13 protein-coding genes are annotated in these 14845 nt (G+C 61.8%); all 13 read right to left on the reverse strand.

Going from position 1 to position 14845, the window contains the following annotated elements; translation table 11 throughout:
* Window positions 1-131: 131 nt before the first annotated feature.
* On the reverse strand, window positions 132-1643 hold the full coding sequence (locus ACX3M4_RS23995; protein WP_459355487.1) for a mannitol dehydrogenase family protein: 1512 nt from the start codon (window positions 1641-1643) through the stop codon (window positions 132-134).
* 3 nt (window positions 1644-1646) lie between these two features.
* Complete coding sequence (locus ACX3M4_RS24000; RefSeq protein ID WP_459355488.1) at window positions 1647-2420, reverse strand: L-iditol 2-dehydrogenase; 774 nt, start codon at window positions 2418-2420, stop codon at window positions 1647-1649.
* The gene (locus ACX3M4_RS24005; protein ID WP_459355489.1) at window positions 2417-3421 is read right to left on the reverse strand and encodes an ABC transporter ATP-binding protein; all 1005 of its coding nucleotides are present in this window, start codon (window positions 3419-3421) and stop codon (window positions 2417-2419) included. The genes ACX3M4_RS24000 and ACX3M4_RS24005 overlap by 4 nt, the downstream gene beginning before the upstream one ends.
* A gap of 11 nt (window positions 3422-3432) precedes the next feature.
* Complete coding sequence (locus tag ACX3M4_RS24010; protein WP_459355490.1) at window positions 3433-4263, reverse strand: carbohydrate ABC transporter permease; 831 nt, start codon at window positions 4261-4263, stop codon at window positions 3433-3435.
* Between the two features lie 3 nt (window positions 4264-4266).
* Window positions 4267-5139: a carbohydrate ABC transporter permease gene (locus ACX3M4_RS24015; protein WP_459355491.1), complete on the reverse strand. Its 873-nt coding sequence runs from the start codon at window positions 5137-5139 to the stop codon at window positions 4267-4269.
* An 89-nt stretch (window positions 5140-5228) separates the two neighbouring features.
* On the reverse strand, window positions 5229-6539 hold the full coding sequence (locus ACX3M4_RS24020; protein WP_459355492.1) for an ABC transporter substrate-binding protein: 1311 nt from the start codon (window positions 6537-6539) through the stop codon (window positions 5229-5231).
* A 164-nt stretch (window positions 6540-6703) separates the two neighbouring features.
* A complete protein-coding gene (locus ACX3M4_RS24025; RefSeq protein WP_459355493.1) occupies window positions 6704-7660 on the reverse strand; it encodes a sugar-binding transcriptional regulator in 957 nt (318 codons plus the stop codon).
* A 1-nt stretch (window position 7661) separates the two neighbouring features.
* Complete coding sequence (locus ACX3M4_RS24030) at window positions 7662-8342, reverse strand: HAD family hydrolase (protein ID WP_459355494.1); 681 nt, start codon at window positions 8340-8342, stop codon at window positions 7662-7664.
* Between the two features lie 204 nt (window positions 8343-8546).
* Window positions 8547-9215 (reverse strand): DUF1523 family protein, encoded by a 669-nt coding sequence (locus tag ACX3M4_RS24035; protein WP_459355495.1) that lies wholly within the window; start codon window positions 9213-9215, stop codon window positions 8547-8549.
* A gap of 5 nt (window positions 9216-9220) precedes the next feature.
* Window positions 9221-10591, reverse strand: coding sequence for a DUF6638 family protein (locus tag ACX3M4_RS24040; protein WP_459355496.1), 1371 nt, complete (start codon window positions 10589-10591; stop codon window positions 9221-9223).
* Window positions 10588-12537: an ATP-binding protein gene (locus ACX3M4_RS24045; protein WP_459355497.1), complete on the reverse strand. Its 1950-nt coding sequence runs from the start codon at window positions 12535-12537 to the stop codon at window positions 10588-10590. The genes ACX3M4_RS24040 and ACX3M4_RS24045 overlap by 4 nt, the downstream gene beginning before the upstream one ends.
* 9 nt (window positions 12538-12546) lie before the next feature.
* Window positions 12547-13680, reverse strand: a complete 1134-nt coding sequence (locus tag ACX3M4_RS24050; RefSeq protein ID WP_459355498.1) for a hypothetical protein — start codon at window positions 13678-13680, stop codon at window positions 12547-12549.
* 24 nt (window positions 13681-13704) lie between these two features.
* A complete protein-coding gene (locus tag ACX3M4_RS24055) occupies window positions 13705-14781 on the reverse strand; it encodes a hypothetical protein (RefSeq protein ID WP_459355499.1) in 1077 nt (358 codons plus the stop codon).
* Window positions 14782-14845 lie beyond the last annotated feature (64 nt).

Below are 14845 nucleotides of genomic sequence, written 5' to 3' on the forward strand. Positions count from 1 at the left end.
ATGAGGGAGTGTCCAGCCACCCTTGCCTGCCTTCGCCAAATGAAATCTTCTCGGCAAAGGTAAGCACGGGCGTGCGGAATGAAAGTCCGGTTTGATCACAAACCGGACACGCTTGCGCGACAGCAGGCCTTTCAGCCGGTGCTGGCAGCCTTGTGCGGGAAGCCGCTCTGGAAGCGGCCGTCGAGATAGGCGGTCAGGGCCGCGGCAACGCCGTCTTCGGCGATGAGCCCGGCAGCGTAGCGGAAGGCCTCCAGGAAGCGTTCGTCGGTCGCAAGGACGCCAAAAAGCTCCGGCATCTCGATGCTGCCGCCTTCATTGGCATAGACGCTTTTCGCCCAGGTCTTGAGGATATCCGCATTGTTGTCCTCGATCACATGGGTCTCACCCGCCTCGTTGTGGCCGAGGCAATAGCGGCACCAGAGGGCTGTTTCCAGGGCAAGGCCGCCGACGGAGAGGCCCTTGTCGAGCCGGTCCTGGATCGACGGCAGGATGAATTTCGGCTGCCGGTTGGAGCCGTCCAGGCACAGCCGCGGAATAGTGTCGCCGACGGCCGGGTTGGAGAAGCGGTTCATGACCGTATCGAGATAGGTCTCGAAGCTGACGCCCGGAATTTCCGGCACCGTCGGCAGGATCTCTTCTTCCTCAAGCTTCTTCAGGAAAGCCCGGATCAGCGGGTCGGCCATGGCGTCGTGAACGAAATAGTGGCCGAGCAGCGCGCCCGGATAGGCAATGGTTGCGTGGCCGCCATTCAGAATACGCAGCTTCATCAGTTCGTAGGGCGCGACGTCCTTGACGAATTCGACACCGACCTTTTCGAGCGGCGGGCGGCCGGACGGGAAGTGATCCTCCAGCACCCATTGGCGGAAGGGCTCGCAGACGACCGGGGCCGCATCTTCGAGGCCGAAGCGCTCCTGCACGATGCCGCGCTCGCGGTCGCCCGTTGCGGGCGTGATGCAGTCGACCATGCCGTTCGGAAAGGCGACGTTCTGTTCGATCCAGGTGCCGGCTTCCGCCGACAGCGCCTTTGCAAAGCCTGCCACCGCCTGCTTCGCCATGTGGCCGTTTTCCGGAAGGTTGTCGCAGGACATGACCGTGAAAGGGAGAAGCCCCTTATCGCGGCGGGCAAGCAGGGCAGAGACGAGCACACCGAAAACGGACTTGGGCGCAGACGGATCGTGCAGGTCTGCCAGGATTTCCGGATGGGTGGCATCAAAGCCACCGGTGTTCGGATCGACGAAATAGCCACCCTCGGTGATCGTCAGCGAGACGATGCGGATGTCCGGCTGTGTCAGCCGGCCGATCAGGGCCGCCGGGTTGACCTCGACAAAGTCGATCATCGCACCGCAGATCTGGGCGCTGAGGCCGTTCGGGTCGAGTTCGACAACGGTGGTCAGCCAGTCCTGCGCTTCGAGCCGCTCGCGCATGACCTTGTCGTAGGGTTTGAGGCCCGCGCCGACGATGGCCCAGTCCCGGCCTTCGCCGAGCTCGAACAGCTTGCTCAGATAGATCGCCTGATGGGCGCGGTGGAAATTGCCGACACCGATATGCAGGATGCCGGCGGAGAGATCCGCACGGCGGTAGGCCGGGGCCTTGACGGGGCCGGGAAGGGAAGAAAGCACAGTGTTTTTCAGTTTCTGGGTCATTGGTCAGCTCATCCAGTTGCCGCCATCGACGTTGTAGGTCTGCGCGACGATGTAGTCCGCCTCGCCGGAGGCCAGGAACACGGCCATGCCGGCCAAATCCTGGGCAGTGCCCATGCGGCCGAACGGCACGGCGGCACCGACGGCGGCTTTTTTCTCGCCGGGCTGCAGGCCCTCGTATTTCGCAAAGAGCGAATCCACGTGGTCCCAGTGCTCGCCCTCGACGACGCCGGGGGCGATGGCGTTGACGTTGATGCCGTGGGAAATCAGGTTCAGCCCCGCCGACTGGGTGAGGCTGATGACCGCCGCCTTGGTGGCGCAATAGACGCCGACAAGCGCCTCGCCGCGGCGGCCGGCCTGGCTTGCCATGTTGACGATCTTGCCGCCCTTGCCGCGCCGGATCATGGATTTCGCGGCTGCCTGCATCATGAAGAGCGTGCCGGCGACATTGATGTCGAAAAGCCTTGCATAACTCTCACGGGTGATCTCGACGATCGGGGCGAGATCGAAGAGGGCGGCGTTGTTGACGAGGATGTCGAGACCGCCGGTCTCTGCTTCCACCTGCGCGATGGCCGCATCAATGGACGCCTGGTCGGTGACATCGAGCCGGACGGCGTAGGCGCCCGGTCCGATGTCGGCCGCGGCTGCCTCGGCGCCGGCGAGGTTGATGTCGGCAATCGCGACACGGGCACCTTCTTCGACGTAGCGCGCAGCAAAGGCCTTGCCGATGCCCCGGGCCGAGCCGGTGATCAGCGCCGATTTTCCGGAAAGTCGCGTCATGCGATCCTCAGGCCCTGATTGTCGAAGCGGTGGATCTTTTCAGCTTCCGGGGTCAGATAGACCGTGTCGCCGTGCCGGAACGCGATCTCGCCGGAGGCCCGGACGGTGATCGGCGTTTCCAGACCTTCCATATCGACATAGAGGAACGTGTCGGAGCCCAGATGCTCCGAGACGCCGACCTTGCCCGCCCATTTGCCGCTGTCGTGGGAGACAGCCAGATGTTCAGGCCGCACGCCGATGGTCGTCGCGTCATATTCGGCCGCGACAGACCCCATGAAGAAGTTCATCTTCGGGGAGCCGATGAAGCCTGCGACGAACTTGTTGCGCGGGCGGTGGTAGAGCTCCAGCGGCGAGCCGACCTGTTCGATGCGGCCGGCATGCAGCACCACGATCTTGTCGGCCATGGTCATGGCTTCGACCTGGTCGTGGGTGACGTAGATCATCGTGGTCTTGAGCGTCTGATGAAGCTCGGAGATTTCCAGGCGCATGTTGACGCGAAGGGCTGCGTCGAGGTTCGACAGCGGTTCGTCGAAGAGGAAGGCTGCCGGTTCGCGCACGATGGCGCGGCCGATGGCGACACGCTGGCGCTGACCGCCCGAAAGCTGGCCCGGCTTGCGGTCCAGGTAGTCGGTGAGGTTCAACACCTTGGCGGCTGCCGTCACCTTGGCATCCTGCGCTGCCTTGTCGAGGCCGGCCATGCGCAGCGGGAAGGCGATGTTCTTGCGCACCGACATATGCGGGTAAAGCGCATAGGACTGGAACACCATGGCAAGGCCGCGCTTTGCGGGCGGAACTTCCGTGGCATCCTTGCCGTCGATGGTGATCTGGCCGGTGGAGACGTCTTCCAGACCCGCGATCAGGCGCAGAAGCGTGGACTTGCCGCAGCCGGACGGTCCGACGAAGACGACGAATTCCCCGTCCTCGATATGGAGATCCAGCGGCGGGATTACCTGAACGTCGCCGAAGCTCTTGGTAATCTGGTTGAGAGTGATCTGACCCATGTTCCGGGCTCCTATTTAACCGCGCCGAAGGTAAGGCCGCGCACGAGCTGTTTCTGGCTGAACCAGCCGATGATGAGGATCGGGGCGATCGCCATCGTCGAGGCAGCGCTGAGCTTTGCGTAGAACAGGCCTTCCGGGCTGGAATAGCTTGCGATGAAAGCGGTGAGGGGGGCGGCGTCGACCGCCGTCAGGTTCAGGGTCCAGAAGGCTTCGTTCCAGGACAGGATGATGTTCAGGAGCAGCGTCGAGGCGATACCGGGTATGGCCATCGGCGTCAGCACGTAGACGATCTCCGCCCAGAGCTCGGCACCGTCCATCCGGGCCGCTTCCAGGATTTCGCCCGGAATTTCACGAAAGTAGGTGAACAGCATCCAGATGATGATCGGTAGATTGATGAGGGTCAGCACCACCACCAGTCCGATCCGCGTGTCGAGGAGACCCGTATCCCGGAAGAGGAGATAGATCGGGATCAGCACGCCGACCGGCGGCAGCATCTTTGTGGAGAGCATCCACATCAGCACGTCCTTGGTGCGCTTGGCCGGGACGAACGCCATGGACCAGGCGGCCGGGATCGCGATCAGCAGACCGAGCAGGGTCGAGCCGAAGGAGATGATCACCGAGTTGGCGAAGTGACGGAAGTAATCCGACCTGTCCTGGACCGTGCTGTAATTTTCCAGCGTCCAATCGAAGAAGAGGAAGCTTGGAGGAGACGCGATTGCTTCCGCTTCGGTCTTGAAGCTGGTCAGCACGGTCCACAGGATCGGAAAGAAGATGGCGATGCCGACGGCCCAGGCACAGACGGTGACGAGGGCCTTGCGGCGGTTGGAGACTGCGCGTGCCATGGATCAGGCCTCCAGGTTCTTGCCGATCATCCGCATCAGGAAGATCGCAACGATGTTGGCGAGTATGATGGCGACCACACCGCCCGCCGATCCGCCGCCGACGTCGAACTGCAACAGCGACTGGGCGTAGATCAGGTAGGTGAGGTTGGTCGAGGCGTAGCCGGGACCGCCATTGGTGGTGACGAGAATTTCAGCGAAGACCGACAGCAGGAAGATCGTCTGGATCAGGATCACCACGGTGATCGAGCGGGCCAGGTGCGGCACCATGATGAAGACGAAACGGTTGAGAAAACCGGCGCCGTCCATCTCGGCCGCTTCCAGTTGCTCGCTGTCGAGCGACTGCAGGGCGGTGAGCAGGATCAGGGTCGCAAAGGGCAGCCACTGCCAGGCAACGATGATGATGATCGAGAACAGCGGCGCGTGCGAGAGGAAGTCGAAGGGTTCGAGCCCCAGGAATTTCGCAAGATACGCGAAAAGGCCGTTGACCGGGTTCATGAACATGTTCTTCCAGACGAGCGCGGAAACGGTCGGCATGACGAAGAACGGGGCGATCACCAGGATGCGGACGATGCCCTGGCCCCAGAAGGGCTGGTCGAGCAGCAGCGCCAGCAGAACACCGCCGATGATGGTGATCAGAAGGACACCACCTACCAACAGCAGGGTGTTCGTGAGGGCCGCAAAGAAGGCCGGATCGGTGAGAAAGAATTCGTAGTTGGTGAACCCGGTCCACTCTTCCATGCCCGGGATAAGCAGGTTGTAGCGCAGGAAGGAGAAGTAGAGGGTCATCGAGAGCGGGATGATCATCCAGCCCAGCAGCAGCAGAACCGCCGGGGAGATCATCAAACGGGCCGCCGCCCGTGAATGCTGGGTAGCCATGATGGACCTTCGCTCGGTCAGAGCTCACGCGGAACGGGAAAGGAGGAGACCGGCGGGACGGGCAGGCACCCGCCGGTCCGCGAAGGCTTCTACTTGAGGTAACCGGCCTTCTTCATTTCGCGTTCTGCTGTCGCCTGTGCGGCAGACAGGGCTGCGTCCGCATCCATGGAGCCGGCAAGGGCTGCCGAGAATGCCTGGCCGACAACCGTTGCCATGCCCTGGAATTCCGGGATGGCGACGAACTGCACGCCGACATACGGGACAGGGTCAACGGTCGGGTTCTGCGGATCGGCGGAGTTGATGCTGTCCAGGGTCATCTTGGCAAACGGAACCTTCTGGTATTCCGGGTTCTCATAAAGAGAGGTCCGCGTGCCCGGAGGTACGTTCGCCCAGCCTTCCTCGGCCGCGACGAGTTCCAGATATTCCTTGGACGTTGCCCATTCGATGAACTTCTTGGCAGCAGCTTCCTTCTGGGTGCCGGCCGGAATGGCCAGGGACCAGGCCCAGAGCCAGTTGCCGCGCTTGCCGAGGCCGTTGTCCGGAGCAAGAGCGAAACCGACCTTGTCGGCAACCTGGCTGTCGTTCGGGTTGGTCACGAAGGAGGCCGCCACGGTGGCGTCGATCCACATGCCGCACTTGCCGGTCTGGAAGAGGGCCAGGTTTTCGTTGAAGCCGTTGGAAGACGCGCCTGGAGGGCCCGCTTCGTTCATCACGTCGAGATACGTCGTGAGGGTTTCTTTCCACTGCGGCGTGTCGAACTGCGGTTTCCAGTCCATGTCGAACCAGCGGGCACCGTAGGAGTTTGCCATGGCCGTCAGGAAGGCCATGTTCTCGCCCCAGCCGGCCTTGCCGCGAAGGCAGATGCCGTAGACTTCATTTTCCTTGTCGGTCATGGCCTTGGCGGCCTCGACGATGAAGTCCCAGGTCGGAGCTTCCGGCATTTCCAGGCCGGCCTTCTCCATCAGGTCCTTGCGGTACATCACCATGGAGCTTTCGCCGTAGAACGGCGCTGCATAAAGCTCGCCGTCGACGGTCAGGCCGCCGCGGATTGCCGGCAGGATGTCGTCGGCGTCATAGCTTTCCGGCAGGTCGTTCAGGGAAACGAGCCAGCCCTGCTTGCCCCAGATCGGCACTTCATAGGTGCCGATGGTCATGACGTCGAACTGGCCGCCCTTGGTGGCAACGTCGGTGGTGACGCGCTGACGCAGGACGTTCTCTTCCATCGTCAGCCATTTGACTTCGATGTCAGGGTTCTTGTCGGTGAAGTCTTTCGTCAGTTCCTGCATGCGGATCATGTCACCGTTGTTCACGGTGGCAATGGTGATCGTTTCTGCGGATGCGGATGCACACAGAGCTGCGAGCGCACATGCGCTGATGAGCGCACGGGTATGAAATGCCATATTTTCCTCCCAAGCGAGATTGGGCATTTGCCATTCTTGCGGGCAAATATTCGCTCCAATTTCTGCCTTCTGTCAAGCCATGAATCGCCTGAAATAAAAAAGGCTTCTCGCTGCAGTGCGAAAAGCCTTTTGTTTTTAAGTGGTTATGTCTAGTGAGAAATAGCTCAGAGCTTGAGCAAATGCTCAGCTGTGGTCTCGTTGGTGATCAGGCAGTTGATCAATTTGCCGGTCAGAGCCCCCAGCATGGCAGGTACCTTGGCATCGCCCGCGGCAATGCCATAGACCGGTTTCTCACTGGCCTGGCTGAGCGGCGCACTGGCCACGAGATCGTTCGTAAGTCCTTCAATCAGCTTGCCGTTCCGGTCGTAGACCCAGCTGGTGATCTCGCCGGTCGCGCCGGCGTTCTCAAGGGCGCGCATCTCGTCCAGGCTGACGAATCCGTCGACGGTGAGCGGAGCTGTCGGACCCATGTTGCCGATACCGACAAAGGTCGCGTCGGCCTGGCGGATCAGATCGAGAATATTGTGCACTGCTTCCTGATTGTGCAGCAGGTGAAGTTCCTCGCGAGAGCGGGCGAAGACCGGCAGCGGCATCGGGTAGTGGCGGGCATTGATCCGGTCGGCGAGACGGATGATGACGTTGTAGGCGGAGGCCGAGCCGTCCGACATCATGTTGCCGAGAAGCGAGACGACCCGGTGCTGCGGACAGTCCATCGCCGGCAGCTGATCGACGGAGGCGCGCAGCGAGCGGCCGGTGCCGTAGGCGATGATCTTCGGCTGGGACGAGCGGAAGTGGCGCTCCATCTCGGCGGCTGCAGCAATGGCGATGCCGATGGTAGACGACGGCGCGTCGGGATCGCTCGGCACGATCTCGCAGCTTTTCAGGCCGAAGCGCTCGGTCAGCCGGCTGCTGAGCTCCATGCAATGGGCGATCGGGTGGTCGAGCCGGACCTTGACCAGCCGTTCGCTGACGGCCAGCGAGACCAGACGCTGTGCCGACTGGCGCGAAACGCCGAGCTTGCGGGCGATCTCGTCCTGGGTGTTGCCGGCAACGTAATATAACCAGCCGGCCCGGGCGGCATCATCGAGACGGGACGCCTCGGCAGGAATTTTCTGTTTCATTTTAGCTGCCGCTCTTTTTCAGATCCGGCCTAAGCTGAAAGAAATCGCCGAAAGATGCAAATACTTGCGCGGCACCTGCCGCCGCATCCCCGGAATTCGCAAGATCTTTCAAATGCGATCCGCCGATGAACCGGAATACCAGCATGCCTGCCGCCAGCCCCGCCTTGATGCCGTTTTCGCTGTCCTCGATAACGAGGCAGCGTTCGGGGACAACGCCGCGTCTTTCCGCCGCCAGCAGGAACAGATCCGGCGCCGGCTTGCCGTGGGCGACTTCCGAGGCCGTGGTGGCCCGGCCCGCAAAGAGGTCGGTAAGGCCGGTGATCTCCAGCGATTTTGCCAGGCGCGGCGGACTGGAGCTGGTGGCGAGGCAATAGTCCACGGCGAGCTCCTCGATCACCTGGCGGACACCGGCGACCGGTCTCAGCTCGCTCTCGAACGCCGCCAGCAGGCTGGCACGATAGGCGGTCTCGAATTCCGGCGGCAGATCGACGCCGAATTCCTTGCGGATCTGCTGCAAGACCACCGGATAGCTGCGCCCGAGAAAGTGGTGGGCGACATAATCCATGGTGATCTGGACATCGCGCTTGGCAAGTTCGGCCACCAGCATGCGCGCGCTGATGACCTCACTGTCGATCAGGACGCCGTCACAGTCGAAGATGACAAGGTCTATGGGGTGGCTCACGCTTTGGGGTTCCTGATCGGTCTTCTATTTCGAATTTCAGAACAACGCCGCCTCATCCTGAGGAGGACCGTCAGGTCCGTCTCGAAGGATGGGCCGCTTGTTCGGAGCGAGCCGCCCATCCTTCGAGACAGCGCTTGCGCGCTTCCTCAGGATGAGGGAGTGGGGTGGAAAGGTGCCGCCTGCCCGGCATTCTGTCCAACTATGTCACCCGAACCAGCGCTTCAGCCAGCGCCGGAAGCCGCTGCTGGCGGCGCTGGTGTGCCGGTGGGCGTTGGCCCGGACCTGCTCGGCGCTGTCGCCGACATCGTCCATGAAATCGTCGATGCTGTCGACGACCGGGTCGATCCGCCGTTTCTTGAAGGCGCTCATGATGCGCAATACCAGAAGACCGAGGGCGCAGAGCACCACGACAAAGAGGATGTTGAACCAGGGGATGAGGAAGACGTCCGGCCCTTCGACGACTTCCATGCTGATCGCGTTGGGAAAGATGGTGAAGAGCTCGACACGCCAGCCGTAATGGGTAATGGCGACCCAGACGTCGTCCTGCTTCTTGGCAAGATCCTGCGCCTGCGCGGTGATGTTGCTGCTGTCGAACTTGAAATAGGGCGGCCAGCCCCAGTCCGTGTCCTCATTGCGGTAGACGCGCGGTTTGCCGTTGGGCCAGACCGTGCTGATGAAGCGGACGTCCCGGGTCCAGTTGGCGTTGGTGCCGGCATCCGGCGCGGCCCAGAACAGGGAGGAGGTGCCGATATCCATGCGCTTGACGTCGGTGCCGACGATGCGCACCACGTCGCGCCCGGGCAGCGTATAATGGAGGAAGGCAACCACGATGAGGAGCAGCGGGATGCCGATGATCCATTTGAGATATTTCATCGGGCTCAATCCTCGTCGTCGTCGTCATCATCGTCATCGCGCGGAATGGCACCCCAGGGCCCCATGTTGCGCCCGAGACCGTAGTCGATCTCTGCTTCCTCGGCCATGCCGGGTTCGGGGCCGAACAGCTCCAGCCGGGTGCCGACCTTGTCGAGCATATATTCCTCGGCCAGGAACCGGGTCGTATATTCCTTCTTCGCCTCGCTCCAGGTGCGGTAGTGGCTGTAGAAGGCGTCCTTGTGGCAGATGAAGAGCTGGCGGAAATCCAGCGGCGTCACCTCGGCCAGCAGCATGTTGACCAGATGTTTGTCGGCGTGGTTGCGGGCGCGCAGCAGGTAGAAGAAGGCGGGATTGTCCGCGTCGACCCGCAGGTTGCCGCCGCGCTGTTCCAGCCGCCGGACGACGTCCTCAAGCGCATGATATTCCGGCGGCAGGTCGCGATGGTATTGCCGCTTCAGGGTGCGCAGGTCCCGGCGCGAGACGTCGGTGAGGTCCTCGCCATTGCTGGCCGCCGTGTCGATGACGATGAAGTCGAGCTTCTGTTTCAGGAGACCCTGGGCGACACGGCCGCCGGCATCGAGGATCGGTTCGACAAGCTGGTTGCGGTTGAGAAAATCGGCCAGCTCGTAGCGGTCCTCCAGCGAAAAGACATGTTTCACCGGCAGGTCGACGGTGATGTCCAGCCGCTTCGCGGCGATGCAGGCGGTTTCCTTGACATCGCGGAAGACATAAAGACCGCCGAAATGCGAGGTGTGGAAATTGCCCTGCTGGTAGCTCCTGGAGCGCAGCGACAGCGGCGTGCGGATGATATCGCCGGTGTGTTTGGAAAGCTCGATCATGTCGGCGATGAGGACATCGTCCCACCAGGCGTCCGGCTTTTGCATGAAGGTGTCGATCTTTTCGGCCAGCTCCTCGCCTGCCTCCGAATGACCGCCGACCGTGTCCGCCTCCACCTCGATGCTGCGGATATAGAAAAGATCCTGCGGCGAGCTCACCGAATAGATCGAGTTCACAAGTTCGCCGACCACGCAGTCGCGGATGGACAGGGCAAAGAGCTGTTCCTCGTTGTCCTCGATGAACCGCTTCAGGATCGAACGCGAGGTCGAGAAACGCGCGTTAAGCAGCGGGCAGGTCTTCTGTTCCACCGACAGCAGGATGAATTGCCGGTTGCAGCCATGCGGATTGAGATAGTGCATGTCGCCGAGTTCGTCGCCGATTTCCGGCGAATAGCCGGAAATGTCGACATGGAAGGCCTCGAGTGCCGTCGTCTTGCCGATCAGGTGTTCAAGCGCGCGATTGTAGCGGGCGACCATGGAGGGCGAGGAAACCTCATAGAGGTTGCCGAACATCAATCCATGTCTGACGAGCCTCATCATGGGCGGCTGGCTTCCATGTAACGGCGCTTTGCTTCTTCCATCCGCTGCATTTCGCGCACGGCGTTCTCGATCGCGACCTCGTCCGATTTGTCGGCATAGCGGAATTCGCTGTCCGCGTAGCGGTTGATCTCCTGGATGACCATGTCGACCGTGATCGGCTGGGCGAGATCGGCGATCATCACCTTCTTGGTCTCGTAATCCTTGAAAAGGAAGAGGTCAGGATTTTCCATCCATTCGTCCGGCAATTCGAAATCCATCGCCCGCACCTTGATGGCGTCGGTGATGTTCTTGATCGCACGTCCCGTGAAGCGCTCGTCCGCTTCCTGGATCGCTTTCAGGTAGGTGCCGAGCTTGGCGATGGTATCCAGGTCGCCGATGCCCGAGCGCACCTTGTCGAACACTTTCACAAGCGCGTCTTCCTGGGGGCGGGAATGCCGGTCATAGGAGGCGGCGACCGCTTTCTTCAGCGCCTGGGCCTCGAAGAGGGCATGGTCGCCGACCGGGATAGCGTGGTTCCTGCCCATGAGCAGGTGGAGGAGGTCGATATAGTCCTCGCGGCTCTGAGGCCCGTCAACCAGGAAACGCGCACCGGCGCGCTGGCGCAGGGCGTCGTCCACGTTTTCCGGATAGTTGGAGAACATGCCGAAGGTGCAATTGCCGCGCACCACCGTGTTGGCACCGGCAAAGCTCTCCATCAGGACGGCGGTGATCTCAAGCTGACCGGCCGACGACTGGCGGTCGCCGCGCTTGCCGGCGAGCTGGTCGATGTCGTCGATGGTGCCGAAGCCGATCACGTTCGGGTCGGTGACGTTGCGGATGAAGGCCTTGGCGTTCTGGGCCGACTTGCCCTGGTAGCTGTCGATGCTGTCCGTGGAAAGGTTCTGGTAGCGGAACGGGTAACCGGCGACCTGGCAATAGTCGTTGACCATGCCGGCCATCATCTGGATCAGCGTCGTCTTGCCCGTGCCGGGCTTGCCGTCGCCCATGAAGGTGAAGATGAAACCGCCGAGCTCCGCAAAGGGGTTCAGCTTGCGGTCGAAGTCGTAGGCCATCAGCATCTTGGCCAGCTTCATCGACTGGTATTTGGCAATGTGGTTGCCGACCACTTCCTCCGGCTTCTTGAAAGCCATGGCAAGCGTCGTGGAATGGGCGCGCGCGGACGGCGTGAAGCCGGTGATTTCGAAATTGTCGGCCTCGACCCGGTAACGGCTTTCGGAGAAGGGCGCGAGCACGCTGTTGCCTTCCGCGCGCAGGGTCACCTTTTCCATCAGCTGTTCGCAGAAGGAGGTGACGAGGCCTATCAACTGGGCATCGGCGCCGATGGAGGCCGCCGCGATCTCCTGGTCCAGCTCCCACAGCACGCCGTGCAGTGCGAGCTGGTCGTTGTCGAAGAGGATTTCCTCGACCTCGCCGCACTGGATGTCGGTCTCTCCGGCTTCCGACGAGAGCCCTGATAGCAGGAAGTCGGTCATGTTGGCAAAGACGTGCAGGGCGATCATCGCCGTTGCCGACAGCAGGTCCTGGAAGCGGACCTTCTGCGACGGATCGAGCGTGCCGGCGAGATTGGCGCGTTTGAGGTCCGCAAGGCCGGTCTGGTCGGCAAACTGGTCGCTGGTCACCTGGGCAACGGCAAGTGCGCGGCGCAGCGCCTGCAGAACGCTCGCCTGCAGCGGCGTCGTCAGCGCATCCTCGTCGCTGTCCAGGATCCTTGCCGTCAGTTGCACGCCTTCGGGACGCGCGGTCGACTGGGTGACGAGGCCTGGCGTCGTGGAGCGGAAGCGCCGGCGCGCGCCAAGCCCGGGCGAGCGGTCCTGGACGACCGGTGCCTCGCTCTTCTTCGCGATGCGCGGCGTGTGGTCGAAGCCCTGCAGCATCGCTTCCGCAAAGGCGTATTTCTCGCGGATCTTGTCTTCTTTCAGTTCCATGAGGTCGTTGGAAAGGGTCACGCGAAAAACCTATCTGTAACTGAGGATCTTGCCCGCCGGGCTGACGGCATACTTGCGGATATTGCCGAAGCCGGGCGGATCCAGCTCTTCCAGCACCTGGTAGGGGCGCTGCGGCAGGATCAGCGAGCGTTGCTGGTGGGTGTGGCCCTTGGCCTCGTCCGCCGGTTCGCCTTGCGCCGAGAACGGGTCGAGATCGTAGATCTGGCGCTCGACCGACGAAAAGAAGCCGGCGGATTCGAACTCGTGTCCCGACGCGACAAGCGTCTCCGTCGTCCAGGCCAGCGCCCAGTCCTCGCCCGGCCTGCCGGCGGATTCGGCCAGAACGTCCCGCAAGGGGCCGGATTGCTGGGTGAAGGCGTGGCTGTACATCGGTCCGATGAAGAAGCGCCGCAGGCGCTTGGGATGAAGGTCGTCGAAGTCGCGGTCGAAGCCGCGGGCGATCGTCACCAGCTTGAGCGATGCGGAAGACTGGGCCGTCAGATGGCTCTGGACGCGTGGCCAGCGGCGCTCATCCTTGGCGAGCGGCCGTTTGCCGCTGTCCTCCAGATCGAGGATATAGATCAGCGGAATGTTCTGCTGGCTGTCATAGACCGCCCAATGCAACCGGTATCTGCGCCGCATCTCCGAGACGTTGCCGGTCCAGGCAAGGCGCGGGTCGTTGCGTGCCCAGAACAGCCTGCCTTTGGCCAGCTCCTCGTAATACTGGCGCTGCGAGGCGGCAAATTGCAGGTTCACCGGCACCGACTGCTCGCGCAGGATGTGGTTCACCATGGCGAGCTTCAGGTCGCGCATGGCCGGCAGCGAACGCAGGTGGTTGTCCACCTGCATCGTGTCGTTCGCCATCTGCAGCAGCTCCTGATAGATCGGGAAGCCACTGTCCTGGCGGTCGATATTGAGAAGCGAGGGCAGCATTTCCGAAACGCGGCCCGCCAGCAGATACTTGTAGGACAGCGCCGTGAAGGTGCCGGCGAGCGCTTCCAGATATTCCCGCAGGATCGGGATTTCGCTGGCGAGCGCCGTGTTGTCACTGACGACGCTTTCCGCGACCCCTTGCAGGTGCGTGATGATGCGCTCGAACTTGGCGAAGTAGCGCCGTGTTTCATGCGCTTCTTGCAGGGTTCTGTGGTCCAGGGTCAGATCCAACGCTCAAGCTCCCGTTGAGGGCACTCAGGCGCCGTAGGTGTTCTTGTCGTGCTTCTCGACGATCTTCTGGAATCGGCGGGCGAAGCGTTCGTCCGACTTCGCCTTTTCTTCCAGCACCTTGCGCGCGAACACCATGTGGTCTTCGTGGGCTTCCATCATGTCTGCCATACGCTGGTTCGTGGCCGAGCCGATGGCGGCCATGGCGGACTGGGCTTCCTTGTCGGTGGCAACGCCGATCTCGTTGATCTTGTGCGCCACATCCTGCTGCTGCGCCGTCTTCAGCGACTTCACCAGGGCATCGTAAAGCACGACGCGCTGCTTGGTGTCCGTCTGCAGCTTGTTGATGAGGACCATCTGGGTCGCGGCCTGGTTCTGCAGGCTGTCCACCCAGGTCTTGCCCTTCTCGATGTAGCGCTCCAGCGTCTGGCTCTCGGCCAGCTTGACCTGTTCTTCCTGCGCCAGGCGATTGTACTCGGCGTTCAGCTCCGCCAGCTGGCTTTCCAGCTTGGTGCGCGCGGCCGCGTCCGTCTCCATGGAGATCTTGTTTTCCAGCGTGATGATTTCCGGGTCCATCGCCAGGATCTTCTGCTTGATCGCTTCCAGCGAGCCGACCGCTTCTTCACGCTGGGTCAATGTGGTGCTGAGGTTGGTCTCGACACGCTTGGTATGGTCGTTCAGCGTGTTGAGCTGCTCCTGCAGAAGCTGGCCGATGACGTTGGACTTGGAAATCAGGTCCTGCAGCTTGTCATCGATGCTGGCCGAGCGCATGCGCTCCTGACGAATGCTGTCGGACCGCTGCTTGGAGAAGATGCCGATGAAGCTTTCCCAACCGGTCTTCGAGCGCATGGAGTCGAAGTCCTTGGAGAAGTTTGCGGTGACATCGTCGAGGCCCATGATCAGCTCGGCGATGTTGGCGCCCATCAGCTCGGTATGCTTGTGGACGTCGTCCAGGGAGGCGTTTTCGATGTCGATGGAAATGTCCTGGCCGCTGTCCATCTTGGAGCGCGCGGTTTCGATCTTGGCGGTCAGGTCATCGATCTTCTGCCGGGCCGCAGCCACTTCCTGTTTCGATTTTTCAATCTGGGCGCTGAAATCCGCCATCGACCCCTCCAATAACTACAAAATTGCGTATCTTATTTAGCAAGTCTTCTTGGAAATACAATCA

The organism is Roseibium sp. M-1, assembly GCF_054515675.1.